15 protein-coding genes are annotated in these 16081 nt (G+C 71.1%); 8 read left to right on the top strand and 7 right to left on the bottom strand.

Annotated elements, in window-relative coordinates:
• The 7 genes from gyrB to dnaA all read right to left on the bottom strand — a co-directional run bounded on the left by gyrB (position 1) and on the right by dnaA (position 9738).
• Positions 1-1944, bottom strand: coding sequence for a DNA topoisomerase (ATP-hydrolyzing) subunit B (gene gyrB / locus ABD823_RS29105; RefSeq protein ID WP_344865177.1), 1944 nt, complete (start codon positions 1942-1944; stop codon positions 1-3).
• 471 nt (positions 1945-2415) lie between these two features.
• Positions 2416-2952 (bottom strand): DciA family protein, encoded by a 537-nt coding sequence (locus tag ABD823_RS29100; RefSeq protein ID WP_344865175.1) that lies wholly within the window; start codon positions 2950-2952, stop codon positions 2416-2418.
• The gene (gene recF / locus ABD823_RS29095) at positions 2942-4120 is read right to left on the bottom strand and encodes a DNA replication/repair protein RecF (RefSeq protein WP_344865173.1); all 1179 of its coding nucleotides are present in this window, start codon (positions 4118-4120) and stop codon (positions 2942-2944) included. Before recF ends, ABD823_RS29100 begins: the two co-directional genes overlap by 11 nt.
• A gap of 241 nt (positions 4121-4361) precedes the next feature.
• Entirely contained in the window at positions 4362-5306 is a 945-nt protein-coding gene (gene gnd / locus ABD823_RS29090) for a phosphogluconate dehydrogenase (NAD(+)-dependent, decarboxylating) (RefSeq protein ID WP_344865171.1), read from the bottom strand.
• A gap of 66 nt (positions 5307-5372) precedes the next feature.
• Positions 5373-6185, bottom strand: a complete 813-nt coding sequence (locus ABD823_RS29085; protein WP_344865169.1) for a 3-keto-5-aminohexanoate cleavage protein — start codon at positions 6183-6185, stop codon at positions 5373-5375.
• 52 nt (positions 6186-6237) lie between these two features.
• On the bottom strand, positions 6238-7377 hold the full coding sequence (gene dnaN, locus ABD823_RS29080; RefSeq protein ID WP_344865167.1) for a DNA polymerase III subunit beta: 1140 nt from the start codon (positions 7375-7377) through the stop codon (positions 6238-6240).
• Between the two features lie 585 nt (positions 7378-7962).
• Positions 7963-9738 carry a chromosomal replication initiator protein DnaA gene (gene dnaA, locus ABD823_RS29075; protein WP_344865165.1) on the bottom strand — a complete coding sequence of 592 codons (1776 nt, stop codon included), beginning with the start codon at positions 9736-9738 and terminating at the stop codon, positions 7963-7965.
• Between the two features lie 535 nt (positions 9739-10273).
• Between dnaA and rpmH the strand changes: the two genes are divergently transcribed.
• The 8 genes from rpmH (at position 10274) to ABD823_RS29035 (ending at position 15938) form a co-directional block, all read left to right on the top strand.
• Complete coding sequence (gene rpmH / locus ABD823_RS29070) at positions 10274-10411, top strand: 50S ribosomal protein L34 (protein WP_010849920.1); 138 nt, start codon at positions 10274-10276, stop codon at positions 10409-10411.
• Between the two features lie 62 nt (positions 10412-10473).
• On the top strand, positions 10474-10896 hold the full coding sequence (gene rnpA / locus ABD823_RS29065) for a ribonuclease P protein component (protein WP_344865163.1): 423 nt from the start codon (positions 10474-10476) through the stop codon (positions 10894-10896).
• The gene (gene yidD / locus ABD823_RS29060) at positions 10893-11177 is read left to right on the top strand and encodes a membrane protein insertion efficiency factor YidD (RefSeq protein WP_425566679.1); all 285 of its coding nucleotides are present in this window, start codon (positions 10893-10895) and stop codon (positions 11175-11177) included. The genes rnpA and yidD overlap by 4 nt, the downstream gene beginning before the upstream one ends.
• 4 nt (positions 11178-11181) lie before the next feature.
• Positions 11182-12144: a membrane protein insertase YidC gene (yidC, locus tag ABD823_RS29055; RefSeq protein ID WP_344865159.1), complete on the top strand. Its 963-nt coding sequence runs from the start codon at positions 11182-11184 to the stop codon at positions 12142-12144.
• A gap of 84 nt (positions 12145-12228) precedes the next feature.
• Entirely contained in the window at positions 12229-12729 is a 501-nt protein-coding gene (locus ABD823_RS29050; protein ID WP_344865157.1) for a Jag family protein, read from the top strand.
• Between the two features lie 287 nt (positions 12730-13016).
• Complete coding sequence (rsmG, locus tag ABD823_RS29045) at positions 13017-13721, top strand: 16S rRNA (guanine(527)-N(7))-methyltransferase RsmG (RefSeq protein ID WP_344865155.1); 705 nt, start codon at positions 13017-13019, stop codon at positions 13719-13721.
• A gap of 291 nt (positions 13722-14012) precedes the next feature.
• Complete coding sequence (locus ABD823_RS29040; protein WP_425566678.1) at positions 14013-14882, top strand: ParA family protein; 870 nt, start codon at positions 14013-14015, stop codon at positions 14880-14882.
• 72 nt (positions 14883-14954) lie between these two features.
• Positions 14955-15938 carry a ParB/RepB/Spo0J family partition protein gene (locus tag ABD823_RS29035; RefSeq protein ID WP_344865153.1) on the top strand — a complete coding sequence of 328 codons (984 nt, stop codon included), beginning with the start codon at positions 14955-14957 and terminating at the stop codon, positions 15936-15938.
• Positions 15939-16081 lie beyond the last annotated feature (143 nt).

Raw genomic sequence — 16081 nt, 5'->3', positions numbered from 1 at the left:
CTACACATCGAGGAAGCGCACGTCGCGCGCGTTCCTGATGATGAAGGAGCGGCGGGCCTCCACGTCCTCTCCCATGAGAATGGTGAACAGCTCGTCGGCCTGGGCGGCGTCGTCCAGCGTCACCTGGCGCAGCACCCGGGTGTCGGGGTTCATGGTGGTCTCCCAGAGCTGGGAGGCGTTCATCTCGCCCAGGCCCTTGAACCGCTGGATGCCGTCGTGCAGGCGCGGGTCGCGCTTGCCCGCCGCGATCCCCACCTCGATGATCGCGTCGCGCTCGCCGTCGGAGTAGGCGTAGGAGGCGTCCTCGCCCCGGCGGTCCCACTTGATCTTGTAGAGCGGCGGCTGGGAGAGGTAGACGTGCCCGGCCTCGATCAGCGGGCGCATGAAGCGGAAGAGCAGCGTCAGGAGCAGGGTGTTGATGTGCTGGCCGTCGACGTCGGCGTCGGCCATCAGGATCAGCTTGTGGTAGCGGAGCTTGGCGATGTCGAAGTCGTCGTGGACGCCGGTGCCCATCGCGGTGATCAGCGCCTGGACCTCGGTGTTCTTCAGCACCTTGTCGATGCGGGCCTTCTCGACGTTCAGGATCTTGCCGCGGATGGGCAGGATGGCCTGGAACCGGGAGTCGCGCCCGCCCTTGGCCGAGCCGCCCGCCGAGTCGCCCTCGACGATGAACAGCTCGCACTTCTCCGGGTCGCTCCACTGGCAGTCGGCCAGCTTGCCGGGCAGGCCGGAGCCGGACTCCAGCAGCGACTTGCGCCGGGTGAGCTCGCGGGCCTGGCGGGCCGCGATGCGGGCCCGCGCCGCCTGCAGGGACTTGGTGATGATGTCCTTGGCCTCGCCGGGGTTGCGCTCGAACCAGTCGCGCAGGTGGTCGTTGCAGGCCTTCTGGACGAACGACTTGGCCTCGGTGTTGCCCAGCTTGGTCTTGGTCTGGCCCTCGAACTGCGGGTCGGCCAGCTTCACCGAGATGATCGCGGTGAGCCCCTCGCGGATGTCCTCACCGGCGAGGTTGTCGTCCTTGCCCTCCTTGAGGAACTTCTGCTCGCGCGCGTAGCGGTTGACGATCGACGTCAGCGCCGCGCGGAAGCCCTCCTCGTGGGTGCCGCCCTCGGCCGTGTTGATCGTGTTGGCGAAGGTGTAGACCGACTCGCTGTAGGAGTTGTTCCACTGCATGGCGATCTCGACCGAGATGCCGTCGCCGTGCTCCTCGAAGTCGATCACCGAGACGTGCGCCGGCTCCTTCTTCGCGTTGAGGTGCTTGACGAAGTCGGACAGGCCGCCCTCGTAGTGGTAGACGACCTCGACGGGCTCGCCGTCGATGTGGTCGGGCCGCTCGTCGCGCAGGGAGATCGTCAGGCCCTTGTTCAGGAAGGCCATCTCCTGGAAGCGGCGGGAGAGCGTCTCGAAGTTCCACGTGGTGGTCTCGAAGATCTCGGCGTCGGCCCAGAAGGTGATCGACGTGCCGGTCTCGTCCGTCGGCTCGCCCTTGGCCAGCGGCGCCACGGGCCGGGAGCCGGCATAGCTCTGCCGCCAGTAGTGGCCGTCCGTGCGGATCTCCACCTCCAGCCGGGTGGACAGGGCGTTCACCACGGAGACGCCCACGCCGTGCAGGCCGCCGGAGACCGCGTAGGACTTGCTGTCGAACTTGCCGCCCGCGTGCAGCACGGTCAGGACGACCTCGACCGCGGGACGCTTCTCGACGGGGTGCAGGCCGACGGGGATGCCGCGGCCGTTGTCGACGACCCTGACGCCGTTGTCGGCCAGGAGCGTGACCTCGATCCGGTCGGCGTAACCCGCCAGCGCCTCGTCGACGGAGTTGTCCACGACCTCGTAGACGAGGTGGTGGAGACCGCGCTCCCCGGTCGAGCCGATGTACATGCCCGGGCGTTTGCGGACCGCTTCAAGCCCCTCGAGCACGGTGATTGAGCTAGCGTCGTAGGACAAGTGTGAAATCCTCCTGCCGAGGACACGCGGCGGGCACAGTTCAGCCCCGCCGTGCCCGTCACCGTCGTGAATGCCCCGATGCGCTCACCCGGGGGAATCGGCTGTCGACGCCGGGGTGACACGCAAACGGACGTGTCCGGAATCCTGTTTCATTCTAGCGGCTCCGCACACATCATGTGGCATTGACGGCCCCTGAAAGCCTCTCTGGCGCGTCGATCATCATTTCAAGCATCCCCCCACAGGGGCGGGGGTCGGGGCGCCAGAGGGCCGCTGATCCGTTCGGGGCGTGGTCGGAGGGGGGATGAGGGCCGGTTCCACAGGCCTTCACCGGATATCCCCCGACGGCGCGGCGCGACCTCCCGGCCACCGCGGCGGACCGCATCCGGTGGCCGCCTCCGGTGCGGCCCCGGCCGCCGCGCCGGCCGCCCGGCGGTCCGCACCGCGGGACATCCGGCGGCCGGGCGCCGCCGGTCAGCCGTAGGTGTCGCCGGGACCGCGGCTGCCCTTCACCCGCAGCCCCCCGGAGCGCCGGGGCCCGCCCTGCGGCCCCTGCACGTTGACCCGCCGTACGGTCCCGTCCCCCAGGTCCTCGTTCAGCCGCCGGAGCAGGGTGCCCGCCAGCAGCCGGACCTGGGTGGCCCAGGCGGTGGAATCGGCCACCACCAGGAGCTCGCCGTCCTCGAAGCGCTCCGGCCGGGTGTGGGCGGCCATCTCCGGGCCGACGATCTGCGGCCAGCGCCCGAAGAGCCCGCCGACCGCCACCGGCTTCTGCCACCCCCGGGCGGCGAGCAGCTCGTCGATGGCGCTGCTGAACAGCTGGGGATCCCCGGACTGCCTGCGCGGCCCGGCGGCCTTGCGCCGGGGCTCGCGCCGCGGCAGCTGGCCGCGCTTGGCGGCGTCGGCCTTGGCCTGGGCGAGCTTCTCCCTCGCCAGGGCCGCCCCCCTGGCCGCGGCCTCCTTCTCGGCCCCGGTGCCGTTCCCCTGGGCGGGCAGCTGTTCAGCGGACACGGACCACGCTCCCTTCGGACACGTCGAACCGGGCGCCGGCCAGCTCCGCCGGCACGTCGTCGGGGACCGCCGCGGTGATCAGCACCTGCTCGGCCGGGGCGACGAGCTCGGCCAGGCGGCGGCGGCGCTGCGCGTCCAGCTCGGCGAAGACGTCGTCGAGGATCAGCACCGGGTCGCCGCCGTCCGCCCGGAGCAGGTCGTAGGCGGCCAGCCGGAGGGCCAGGGCGAACGACCAGGACTCGCCGTGGCTGGCGTAGCCGCGCGCGGGCAGCTCGCCCAGGCTCAGGAGCAGGTCGTCGCGGTGCGGTCCGACGAGCGTCACCCCGCGCTCCAGCTCCGCCTCCCGGACCTCCAGCAGCCCGGCGCGGAGCGCCTCCTCCAGCGCCGTCCGGTCCGGCGTGTCCACAGCTGTGGACACCGTGCCGCGGTAGGCCAGGCCCGCCGGCGCGGAGCCGGGCGCCAGCGAGGCGTAGGAGGCGGCGACCAGCGGGCGCAGCGTCTCGACCAGCTCCAGCCGGGCGGCGAGCAGCTCGGCGCCGCTCCTGGCCAGCTGGGCGTCCCAGACCTCCAGCGTGCTGAGCACGTCACCGGCGCCGGCCGCCGCGAACGCGGCCTCGCTCTCGGCCCGCCGCCCGCTCCGGCCGCGGCCCCGCCTGGCCTGTGCGGCGGTGCGCAGCAGGGCGCCGCGCTGCTTGAGCACCCGGTCGTAGTCGGCGCGGACCCCGGCGAACCGAGGGGCCCTGGCCACCAGCAGGTCGTCCAGGAACCGGCGCCGCTCGGCGGGGTCGCCCTTGACCAGGGCCAGGTCCTCCGGGGCGAACAGCACCGTGCGCAGCAGCCCGATGACGTCGCGCGGCCGGGAGACGGGGGAGCGGTTCAGCCTGGCCCGGTTGGACCGACCGGGGTTGATCTCCAGCTCGACCAGCGCCCTGCGGTCGTCGCGCACGACCACCGAGCGCACGACGGCCCGCGCCGCCCCGTGCCGCACCAGCGGGCCGTCGGTGGCGACCCGGTGGCTGGACTGCGTCGCGACGTAGCCCAGGGCCTCGACGAGGTTGGTCTTGCCCTGGCCGTTCGGCCCCACGAAGGCCGTGGTGCCCGGCTCCAGGGCGAGATCCACGGTGTCGTAGGACCGGAAGTCGGTCAGCGAGAGATGGGCTACGTGCACGCCGTTACGTTAGTGCCTCCGCGTTCCTGCGGTTGCTGGAGACGCCCGCCGTACCGAAGGGGCACGGGGGGTCCGGCGGGCGCCCGTGCACACCCTGTGGACGGGCGCGCGCACGGCGGGCGCGGGTCCTTCCTCCCGGCGGCGGGATCCACAACCCGTGGAAGGCGCGCCCGCCGCGGGGCGCGCGGGCGGGGCCGCGGCGGGGAGCCGGGCGCCCGTCCACAGGCTGTGGACCGCGGGGCTACCCCTGCGCCTCGACCGGGGGCACGACGTCGGCACCGGGGGAGTCGGCGCCCTTGTCGACCTGGCCCTCCTTGGCGGTCACGGCGTGCCCGCCGAACTGGTTGCGCAGCGCCGCGACCATCTTCATGGCCGGGGAGTCGTCCTGGCGGGAGGCGAACCGGGCGTACAGCGCGGCGGTGATGACGGGCAGCGGGACCGCGTGCTCCACCGCCGCCTGGACCGTCCAGCGGCCCTCGCCGGAGTCCTGGGCGTAGCCGCGCAGCCCCGCCAGGTGCTCGTCCTCGTCCAGCGCCCGGACCAGCAGGTCGAGCAGCCACGAGCGGATGACCGTGCCCTGCCGCCAGCTCTTGAACGAACCGGCCACGTCGGTCACGACGTCGGAGGCCTCCAGCAGCTCCCAGCCCTCGGCGAAGGCCTGCATCATGCCGTACTCGATGCCGTTGTGGACCATCTTCGCGAAGTGGCCGGCGCCGATCCGCCCCGCGTGGACGAAGCCGTCCTCGCCTTCGGGCTTGAGGGTCTCGAAGACCGGCATGAGCCGCCGGACGTCGTCCTGCGAGCCGCCGACCATCAGCGCGTAGCCGTTCTCCAGGCCCCAGACGCCGCCGCTCACCCCGCAGTCGACGAAGCCGATCCCGCGGGCCGCGAGCTCCTCGCCGTGCTTCTGGTCGTCCACGTAGTGCGAGTTCCCGCCGTCGACCACGATGTCCCCGGCCGACAGGAGCTTGCCCAGCTCGTCGATCGTCGACTGGGTCGGCGCCCCGGCGGGCACCATGACCCAGACCGCGCGCGGGGCCTGCAACCGGTCCACCAGCTCCTGCAGGCTCGAGACGTCGCTGAGCTTCGGGTCCCGGTCGTAGCCCACGACCTCGTGGCCGCCGCGGCGCAGCCGCTCGGCCATGTTGCCGCCCATCTTGCCCAGGCCGATCATGCCGATCTGCATGTGCCGCCCTCCGTCCCTTCAGTCTTGCCGTGACCGTCCATACCGCTGTGCCCCCTTTTCAGGGTTTCATCGTCCGCGTGCCGCCAGGCGGGCCCGCGCGAGCCGTACCAGGTCGGCGTTCCCGCGGACGGGTTCACCCGCGGGACCGTGGAGGACGTCCTCCAGACCGATACGCGTGGCCAGTCCCAGTCGTCCGGCTTCATCCACAAGTACCCACGCCGGGGCGTGCTCACCATGGAGGAGCCTGGGACCGGGAACGGCCAGCTCGTCGAGGCGCCCGAGTACGGCGTGCGCACGCGGCACGGCGGTGTGCGGGTCACCCCCGATGATCTCCACGAGCACCCGCACGCAGTCGATGCCGGTCGCGGCCAGGGCCTCGGCGTCCGCAACGGACCAGACCCCCGCCTCGACCCCCACGCCGAGCCGCCGAAGATCTTCGCACAGATCGGTGAAACCGGGCTCGGAGAGGTTGACCGAGGCGAAATCGGGCAGCTCGTCGGGCGGGAGCGCCGCCCAGCCGCGCACCGCCGCGCGGCGGGCGGCCACGTCCCCGCCGGTCATCCACAGCCCTGTGCTCACCCCTGTGGGCAGACCGGGGGCGGCGCGCCGTACCGCGCGGACGGCGGCGCCGATGTCCGCGGCGCTGAGCGACTCCCTGCCCGCCTCGTCGCGCGGGTGCATGTGGACGGCGGACGCACCCGCCGCGCGGGCGGCACGGGCCTCCTGAGCGAGCTGGGCGGGGGTGACGGGGAGCGCGGGGTGCTCGGCGGGCGCCCGGTTCCCGTTGAGGCACGCCTTGAGCATGACCGGGCCGGCCCCGCCCGCCGCACCGGACCCTCCGTGCTCCCCCTGCTCCCCGTGCCCGTCCCGGTCCGCCACGCTTCCCCCCGCGTCCGCGTGCCGCCCGGCGGCACGGCCCGGCCGGTCCGCGTCAGCTCGACAGGCGGATCGGCATGATCAGATAACGGTAGGCGGAGGCCGTCTCGTCGTCCACAGGCTTGCCCCCGGTGAGGATGGCGGGCTTGGTGGAGGTGGTCATCTGCAGCCGGGCCACGTCGGAGTCGATCGCGCCCAGGCCCTCCAGCAGGAACTGGTGGTTGAAGGCGATGTTGATGTCGTCGCCGTCGAAGTCCACCGGCAGCACCTCCACGGCCTGCGCCTCGTCGCCGGTGCCCGCCTCCAGGACGACCTCACCGCCCCGGAAGGCCATCCGGACCGGGGTGTTGCGCTCGGCGACCAGGGCCACGCGCTTGACCGCCTCGACGAACGAGGCCGTGGACAGGTCGGCGCGGGCGGAGAACTCCGTCGGCAGCAGCGAGCGGTACTTGGGGAACTCGGGGTCGAGCAGCCGGGTGGTGGTGCGCCGCCCGGCGCTGGAGAAGCCGATCATGCCCTCTCCGGTGCCGCCGGCGGAGCTCATCGCGATCTCGACCTCCGCGCCGGTCGAGCCCAGGGCCTTGGCGGTGTCGGCGAGGGTCTTGCCGGGGATCATGGCGATCGCCGAGAAGTCGGGCTGCTCCGGCTGCCACTTCAGCTCGCGCACCGCGAGGCGGTAGCGGTCGGTGGCGGCGAGGGTGACGGTGTCGCCCTCGATCTCCATCCGCACGCCGGTCAGCATCGGGAGCGTGTCGTCCTTGCCCGCGGCGACCGCGACCTGGGCGACGGACGAGGCGAACACGTCGCTGCCGATCCGCCCGGCGGCCGGGGGCATCGACGGCAGGGAGGGGTAGTCCTCCACAGGCATGGTGAGGAGTGTGAACCGGGCGCTGCCGCAGGTGACGATGGCCTTGGCCCCCTCCACCACGAAATCCACAGGCTGTGCGGGGAGCGCGCGGGTGATCTCGGCGAGGAGCTTTCCGGAGACGAGCACCACGCCCGCCTCACCCGTCTGCGGTTCGAGCGTCACCTCCGCGGAGACCTCGTAGTCGAAACCGGAGAGCTTCAGCTGGCCGCTCTCGGTCACCTCCAGCCGCATGCCGGCGAGCACCGGCACGGAGGGACGCGCCGGAAGGCTGCGTGCCGTCCATGCGACCGCCTCTGCGAGCACGTCTCGGTCGACCCGGAACATCACGTGGATCCGCCTCCTGTGTATCGAGCGCTGTCGCTCGGTGCCGTGGGGTTCAGGTGTCCACTGTCGCGCGCGTGCGCTCCCCCGGAACCCCTTCTATGGGTCTTGAGTTTCTTCGTAAGAGATATAAGAGGTCATCACAGTAGGGGGTGTGGAAACTGTGGAAGACCTCTGTTTCCGCAGGTCACCCCCGGGATTTTTGTCCACCGGGGGTGTGGGTTGAGCCTGTGGGAAACCCGGCCGCCTGGGGACGGCCGCGCTGTACCCACAGGCCGTCCCCAGATCGGGGGTCTCTCATCCACCGGTAAACGCTGGTTATCCACGTGGTTTCCCCAGGTTTTCCACGGGGTAGGAGTCCGGTTTGTCCTTGGGGAAAACTTTGCACACAGGGCGTCCACAGGTTGTCCACCGGCTATCAACAAGTTCTCCCCAGGTTCTCCCCAGAGTTGTCCCCATGCCCCGGAGAAGGTGAGAACTGCTCATCATCGTCTCCACCAGGCATGATCACCTCGCGCGGACCCGTCCCGCCCGGCCGGAGCGCTGATCCACAAGGTTTTCCACAGGCTGTGCATCACCTGGGGGAAACGCTCATCCATTGCGCGACTGCTGCTTGATCCGCGTCGTCAGCTCGTTGACCTGGTTGTAGATCGAGCGCCGCTCCGCCATGAGCGAGCGGATCTTCCGGTCGGCGTGCATGACCGTGGTGTGGTCGCGCCCGCCGAACTGCTGGCCGATCTTCGGCAGCGACATGTCGGTCAGCTCCCGGCACAGGTACATGGCGATCTGCCGGGCCGTCACCAGCACCCGCGAGCGCGACGTCCCGCACAGGTCCTCGATCGACAGCCCGAAGTAGGTGGCGGTCGAGGCCATGATCGTCGCGATGGTGATCTCCGAGTCGGCGTCCTCGGTGATCAGGTCCTTGAGCACCACCTCGGTCAGCTGCAGGTCCACCGACTGCCGGTTGAGGCTGGCGAACGCCGTCACCCGGATCAGCGCGCCCTCCAGCTCCCGGATGTTGGTGGAGATGCGGCTGGCGATGTACTCCAGCACCTCCGGCGGGGCGGCCAGCCCCTCCTGGATCGCCTTCTTGCGCAGGATCGCGATGCGGGTCTCCAGCTCCGGCGGCTGCACGTCGGTGATCAGGCCCCACTCGAACCGGTTGCGGAGCCGGTCCTCCAGGGTGATCAGCTGCTTGGGCGCCCGGTCGCTGGAGATGACGATCTGCTTGTTGGCGTTGTGCAGGGTGTTGAAGGTGTGGAAGAACTCCTCCTGCGTCTGCTCCTTGCCCTCCAGGAACTGGATGTCGTCCACCAGCAGGATGTCCACGGCCCGGTAGCGGCCGCGGAAGTTGTCGGCCTTGTGGTCGCGGATGGAGTTGATGAAGTCGTTGGTGAACTCCTCGGAGCTGACGTATCTCACCCGCGCGCCGTCGTAGAGGCTCTGCGCGTAGTGGCCGATCGCGTGCAGCAGGTGGGTCTTGCCCAGCCCGGAGTCGCCGTAGATGAACAGGGGGTTGTACGCCTTGGCCGGCGCCTCGGCCACCGCGACCGCCGCGGCGTGCGCGAAGCGGTTGCTGGAGCCGATGACGAAGGTCTCGAAGGTGTACTTCGGGTTCAGCCGCGCGGGCTCCCCCGCCGTGCGACCGGTCCGGGAGTCCCACCGGTTCTGCGCGGGGCCGCCGGGCGCGGGGCTCGGTGCCGGACGCTCGAAGGGGGCGCTCGCCTCGGGGCGGGGCGGGGCGGGCTGCGGGGTGTAGCCGCCGTACCCGGCGCCGCTCCCGGGACCGGGCCCCTGCTCCGCCTGCTGCTGGGGGACGGGGGCGGGCGCCGCCGGGGGGTACGGCCGGCCGTCCTCCTCACCCTGGGGATAGGGGTAGGAGAACGGCTGCCCCTGTGGCCGGTGCTGTGGATAGTCGGTGGACGGCGGGGCGGGCGGTGCCGGCGCGGGGTAGGGGTGCTGGACCGCGGAGTCCCCGCCGTGCTGGGGGTTCACCGGCTGTGCGTAACCCTGCTGCGGGCCGCCGCCCTGGGGATAACCGGTCGCGGGGGCCTGGGGATAAGTCTCGCTCCGGGGAGTGGACGGGCCGTTCGCCGGGCCGGAGCCCTTGGCGGAGGGGTCCACCACGACCGCGAAGCGCATGGGACGGCCCATCTCCCGGGAGAGCGCCTGGGTGATCAGCGGCCGGAGCTTGCTCTCCAGGGCGTCCCGGGCGAAGTCGGTGGGGGCGGCGAGCACCACGGTGTCGTTCATGAGCCCGAAGGGCACGGTCTGGTCGAGCAGCGCGCGGTGCACGGGCGGGACGTCCTCATGGTGGGAGCTCGCGAGCACCCGTGACCACACCGCGCCGAGGTCCATCTGCTCCATGGCCCGGCTCCCCTCCTCCCGACGCGGTCCCCGCACGTTCATCGTGATCCGCTGTTGTCCACACCGACGGCCACCCGGCGCGTCGGAATCTCCCGTTGTCCACACGCCGGCGTCCGTGCGGTCCGTCGCGGTTCCGTCTTGAAATCCACATGGAATCCACAGCGGATCCACAAGCCGTGCACAACTCCGTACATACAGCCATGCCGCGTTCTGCAGCGGGAAGGAGGTCCGGAGGGGCCGACAGTAGTCTGTGTCCACAGGGGTGTTCAAGACGTTGTCCACAGCCTAGTGGCAGTGTGGGGGAGGCTGCGTGCACATCCTGTGGATAGAGAAACGGCTGGGGAAAACTTCCCTGTGGAACTGTGGATGACCCGGTAGCGGAGGTCCCCGGTTTGACCTGGGGCGCGTCCACCCCGTAACGTACGACGGTCGGCTTGCCACGCGACGGCTATTTCGCATGCCCCGCATCCGGCAAGCCAGCCACTGTCGAACATCCCCATGTGCTGGGGATGCGCCTCAAGCCTGGAGCCCACTCGTGAGCAAGCGTACTTTCCAGCCGAACAACCGCCGTCGCGCGAAGACCCACGGCTTCCGGCTGCGTATGCGCACCCGCGCCGGTCGCGCGATCCTGGCCGCCCGCCGCCGCAAGGGCCGCGCCGAGCTCTCCGCCTGACGCGCCGTCCGCCCCGCCCGATCCGCCGGGCCGGGTAGCAAGCGCCCTGTCGCCCGTCGGCCGTGCGGTCGGCGGGCGATAGCCGTACCTGCCCAGGGTCGAGAAGGTCTCCCGTGTTGCCGTCCAGGTCCCGCATGCGCCGGGGCGAGGAGTTCGCCACCGCGGTCAGGAAGGGCGGCCGTGCCGGCCGTCCCACGCTGGTCGCGCATTTCGGCATGCGCGCGGAGGCCGACGAACCGCCCCTGGTGGGGTTCGTGGTGAGCCGCGCCGTGGGCGGCGCGGTCGTCCGCAACCGGGTCAAGCGCAGGCTCAGACACCTGATGCGGGACCGCCTCGACCGGCTCCCGCGAGGTAGCCTGCTGGTTGTACGCGCCAATCCACCGGCCGCGTCCGCGCGAAGCGAGCGCCTTGCCGCCGAACTCGACGTCGCGCTGGATCGTTTACTCAGGCGGCGTGAACCCACCAGGGTTCGCAGGGACGGATGACGATGACGGCGCAGCAGACACCCGGGGCCTCCCCGGCCGCCCGGATCCTGATGGCTCCGATCCGGTTCTACCGGGCCTTCGTGAGCCCTCTCCTGGGTCCCCGCTGCCGCTTCTACCCTTCGTGCAGCGCCTACGGCCTGGAGGCGATCGCCGTCCACGGCGCGCTGCGCGGCACCTGGCTGACGATCCGGAGAATCGGGCGCTGCCACCCATTCCATCCTGGCGGTTTAGACCCGGTGCCCCCACGCCCGGTCCGGTCCCACGAAATGCAAGGGAGCTAGCTCGGTGGAGCTGTCCTGGCTCAACTGGCTGTACACAGCCGTCGCCCAAGTCGTCACCTGGATTCACCAGGGCTACAGCACCTTCATCCCGCCGGACAGCGGGCTCAACTGGGCACTGACGATCATCACGCTCACCGTGCTGATGCGGCTGCTGATCTTCCCGCTCTTCCTCAAGCAGATGCGCTCGTCGAAGAAGATGCAGGAGCTGGCGCCGAAGGTCCAGGAACTGCGCAAGCGCTACAAGAACGACAAGCAGCGCATGAACCAGGAGGTCATGGCGCTGTACCAGGGGGCGGGCGCCAACCCGCTCGGCGGCTGCCTGCCGATCCTGGCGCAGTTCCCGATCTTCATCTCGATGTTCACCGTGCTGCAGGCGATGGCCAACAGCCCGGTGCCCAAGTTCGGCATGACCCAGGAGCTGATGGACAGCGCCCGGGCCGCGCACGTCTTCGGCGCCCCGATCCCGGCGACGTTCTTCACCAGCTCCGGCGACATCATCAAGCTGGGCGCGGACCCCGTCGTCACCAAGGTCGTGCTCGCGGTCTTCGTGGCGATCAGCTCGCTGACCACCTTCCTCACCGTCCGGCAGAGCGTCACGCGCTCGATGGCCCAGATGCCGGACAACCCCATGGCGCAGCAGCAGAAGATCCTGATGTACATCTCGCCGCTGTTCGCCATCTTCTCCCTGAACTTCCCGCTCGGCCTGATCCTCTACTGGGTCACCACCAACCTGTGGACGCTCGGCCAGCAGCACTGGTACTACAGCCGCCACCCCATGCCGGTGATCGACGCCAAGGGGAACGTGGTCACCCCCGCCCCCAAGCCGGGCATGCTCGGCAAGCTGAAGAAGGGCACTCCCGAGTCCGAGGCGCCGCCCGCGCCGCCGGCACCGAAGATCACCCGCCAGCAGCCGACCCGCCAGCCCCGCAGCAAGCGCACCGGCAGGACGGGCAGCAAGAAGTCCTAGCGGGCGTCGTGTGGACCCCCGCCCGGGAAGGCTCCACGACGACTCCCGACGACCCATCCCGACAGCACGAAGGAGTGGCTGGACGTGACTGAGGGCCAGCAGGAGACCGCGGCCAAGGCGGCTCCCGATCTCGCAGCCTTGGAGCAGGAGGGGGAGATCGCGGCCGACTATCTCGAGGGTCTGCTCGACATCGCCGACATCGACGGTGACATCGACATGGACGTCGAGGGCGACCGCGCCGTCGTGTCCGTCGTGGACGTCAGGGGCAGCGACCTGGTGGGCCCGCACGGCGAGGTCCTGGAGGCGCTCCAGGAGCTCACCCGGCTCGCGGTCCACCGGCAGACGGGCGAGCGCTCCCGCCTGATGCTCGACATCGGCGGCTACCGCGAGCGGCGCAGGGCCGAGCTCCGTGAGCTCGGCACCAAGGTCGCCGGGGAGGTCAAGCGCTCCGGCGAACCCAGGTCCCTCCAGCCGATGACGCCCTTCGAACGCAAGATCGTGCACGACGCCGTCGCCGCCGCAGGCCTGCGCAGCGAGTCCGAGGGCGAGGAGCCCCGCCGCTTCGTGGTGGTCCTGCCCGCCTAGGACGACCGGTGGTCCCGCCCGCACGGTGACCGCCGCCGTGACACCCGGCCGCCGCCCTGGCTCCCAGGACGGCGGCCTTTTTCGTGCCCTCCGCCCGGCGGCACCGGTACGGCGCGCCGCCCCGTACCGTGGGTACGGGGTCGCGCCGCCCGGCGCCTCCGGCGCGGCCTCGCGGTCCCGGCATGCTTGTCCGGCCGTCGGCTAACGTTGGTTCGCACAGCGAGTACCGGCACCGGCTCACGCCCTCGGGGTGGCCCCGGATTCTTCGAGAAAAGAGTGATCGTCCAGTGAGCGAGCAGCTGCCCGAACCGCCCGAGATCGCGCGCGAGGTGTTCACCGGCGCAGCCTGGTCCCGAGCGGAGGCGTTCGCGGAGCTGCTGGCCGGTCCCGGAGTGGTGCGCGGACTGCTCGGCCCCCGCGAGGTGCCCCGGATCTGGGACCGCCACCTCCTCAACTGCGCGGTGGTCGCTGAGGCGGTCCCCGCCGACGTGCGGCTGGTGGACATCGGCTCGGGCGCCGGCCTGCCGGGCATCGTGCTCGCGATCGTCCGCCCCGACATCACGGTGACGCTCCTGGAGCCGCTGCTGCGCCGTACGGCGTTCCTGGCGGAGTGCGTGGAGCTGCTGAAGCTGGAGAACGTCGAGGTGCTGCGCGGCCGGGCCGAGGAGTTCGCCGGGAAGCGCGAGTTCGACGTGGCCTCCGCGCGGGCGGTGGCCCCGCTCGACCGGCTGCTGACGTGGGCGCTGCCGCTGCTGCGCGAGGGGGGAGAGCTGCTCGCGATGAAGGGGGAGCGGGCGGCGGAGGAGCTGGCGGAGGCCGAGGAGCGACTGCGCTCCAGCGGGGTGCGGAGCGCCGAGCTTGTATCCGTCGGGCGCGGTAAGGTCGAGCCGCACGCAACTCTCATCCGGGTGGTCGCCGGCCGGGCTCCCGAGAGGGCCCGGCAGGCCTCTCGCCGAAAGGATCGTGCCCCGCGTCCGAAGCGGGGCCGGTAGACGGACCGGGAGAAGCGAGTGCGAGGTCAAGGAGATCCGGTGAGCCGAACACCTCCCGGCGCGAGCGCCGGGTTCTCCGCGCTGGATGAGCGCGGGCGTACGGCCGCGGGCACCGCGGGTGGCCTCGGCTGGCCGGAGAGCCCCCTCCTCCCTCCGCTCGGCAGTCCTTCCGGTCTGGGCTGGCCGGCCTCGGTCCCCCCGGCCGGGATCCGGCCGGTCGAGAGGACGACCGTCACCCGACCCCCCCTTAACCCCGGCGACTCGCCGCTGGTACGAGAGGCACTCAGCTCAGTGGTTTCACGTGAAACATCGCCCCAGAACACCGCGGTCGCCGCTTCCGGAGGCTCCCCGGGCTCCCGGGACGGCGACTGGCCCCGGCCGCCCAAGACCCGGATCTTCACCGTCGCGAACCAGAAGGGCGGTGTGGGGAAGACCACCACGTCGGTGAACCTCGCGGCGGCGCTGTCCATGCACGGCCAGCGCGTCCTGGTCGTCGACCTCGACCCCCAGGGCAACGCCTCGACGGCGCTGGCCATCGAGCACCGCGGTGACGTGCCGGACATGTACAAGGTGCTGGTGGAGGACCTGCCGCTCACCGACGTGGTGAAGGAGGTCCCGGAGATGCCCGGACTCTACTGCGCCCCCGCCACCATCGACCTCGCCGGAGCCGAGATCGAGCTGGTCTCCATGGTGGCCCGGGAGGCGCGGCTGCAGCGCGCGCTGGCCGCCTACGACGCCATCGAATTCGATTACATCTTCATCGACTGCCCGCCCTCCCTCGGCCTGCTGACGGTCAACGCCCTGATGGCCGCGAACGAGCTGCTGATCCCGATCCAGTGCGAGTACTACGCGCTGGAGGGCCTGGGCCAGCTGCTCCGGAACGTGGATCTGGTCCGCGCCCATCTGAACCCCTCGCTGGACCTGTCGACCATCCTCCTGACCATGTACGACGGCCGGACCCGGCTGGCCTCGCAGGTCGCGGAAGAGGTACGGTCTCACTTCGGCGACACGGTGCTGAGCACGCTGATCCCTCGGAGCGTGCGCGTCTCCGAGGCGCCCAGCTACGGGCAGTCGGTCATGACCTATGATCCGGGCTCCAGCGGTGCGATGGCGTACATGGACGCCGCGCGTGAGATCGCCTACCGCGGCGCGGCCGTGTGAGCGGTCGGAAGGCTCCCGGCGGTGCGATCGTGGAGACTACCGAGGGCGAGACCTTGAGCCTGGGGAGGGGCAGTGAGTAAGCAGCCGAGAGGACTGGGCAGGGGACTGGGAGCGCTGATCCCCACCGCTCCCCCGTCGCCTCCGCCCGCCGAGTCCGCGGCCTCCGGGTCGACCGCGACGATGGTGGCCGCCGAGCCCGCTCCCCGGGAGCAGGACCTCAGGCCGGTCGCCGGCGCCCACTTCCGGGAGATCCCGGTCGAGGACATCGCGCCGAACCCGCGCCAGCCCCGGGAGATCTTCGACGGTTACGCCCTGGAGGAACTCGCCGCCTCCATCAAGGAGGTCGGCCTGCTCCAGCCCGTGGTGGTACGGCCGGCGGGAGACGGGCGCTACGAGCTCATCATGGGCGAGCGCCGCTGGCGGGCCTGCAAGCTGGCCGGGCTGAAACTGATCCCGGCGATCGTGCGGGACACGAAGGAGGACAAGCTCCTCCTCGACGCGCTGATCGAGAACCTCCAGCGCGAACAGCTCAACCCGCTGGAGGAGGCGGCGGCCTACCGCCAGCTCCTCGACGACTTCGGCGCCACCCACGAGCAGCTCGCCACCCGCATCGGCCGGTCCCGCCCGCACGTGACCAACACCCTCCGGCTCCTCAACCTCCCGCCCACGGTCCAGAAAAAGGTCGCGGCGGGCACGATCAGCGCCGGTCACGCCCGGGCCCTGCTGAGCCTGGAAGACCCGGCCGCACAGGAGCACCTCGCCACCCGGATCGTCGCCGAGCTGCTCACGGTCCGCGCGGTGGAGGAGATCATCGCCATGGGTGAGGCGGTGGCGGCTCCCGCCCCCGCTCCCCGTGCTCAGCGGGCCAAGCCCGCCGAGGACCCTTCGCTCCGCCGGTTGGCGGACCGGCTCTCGGATCACTTCGAGACCCGGGTGAAGGTGGACTTCGGTCGTCGCAAGGGCCGCATCGTGGTGGAGTTCGCCACCATCGACGATCTGGAGCGCATCATCGCGACAATGGCCCCGGGCTCCTCCGTGGAGCTCTCCGAGGAATAGCTTCTCCCTCAACGGCGGCCTCGTGTTTCACGTGAAACACGAGGCCGTTCTCTTCCGTGCGACAGGCATGGGCGTTCGGTGTTTCCGTTCCGGGGTTCCGGGTGGCGGGTCGCGTGCCTGGGGTGGTCGTACGGCAGGAGGGC

Source organism: Planomonospora alba, assembly GCF_039534085.1.
GTDB classification, from domain to species: domain Bacteria; phylum Actinomycetota; class Actinomycetes; order Streptosporangiales; family Streptosporangiaceae; genus Planomonospora_B; species Planomonospora_B alba.
This window is presented reverse-complemented; position numbering and strand designations above follow the sequence as displayed.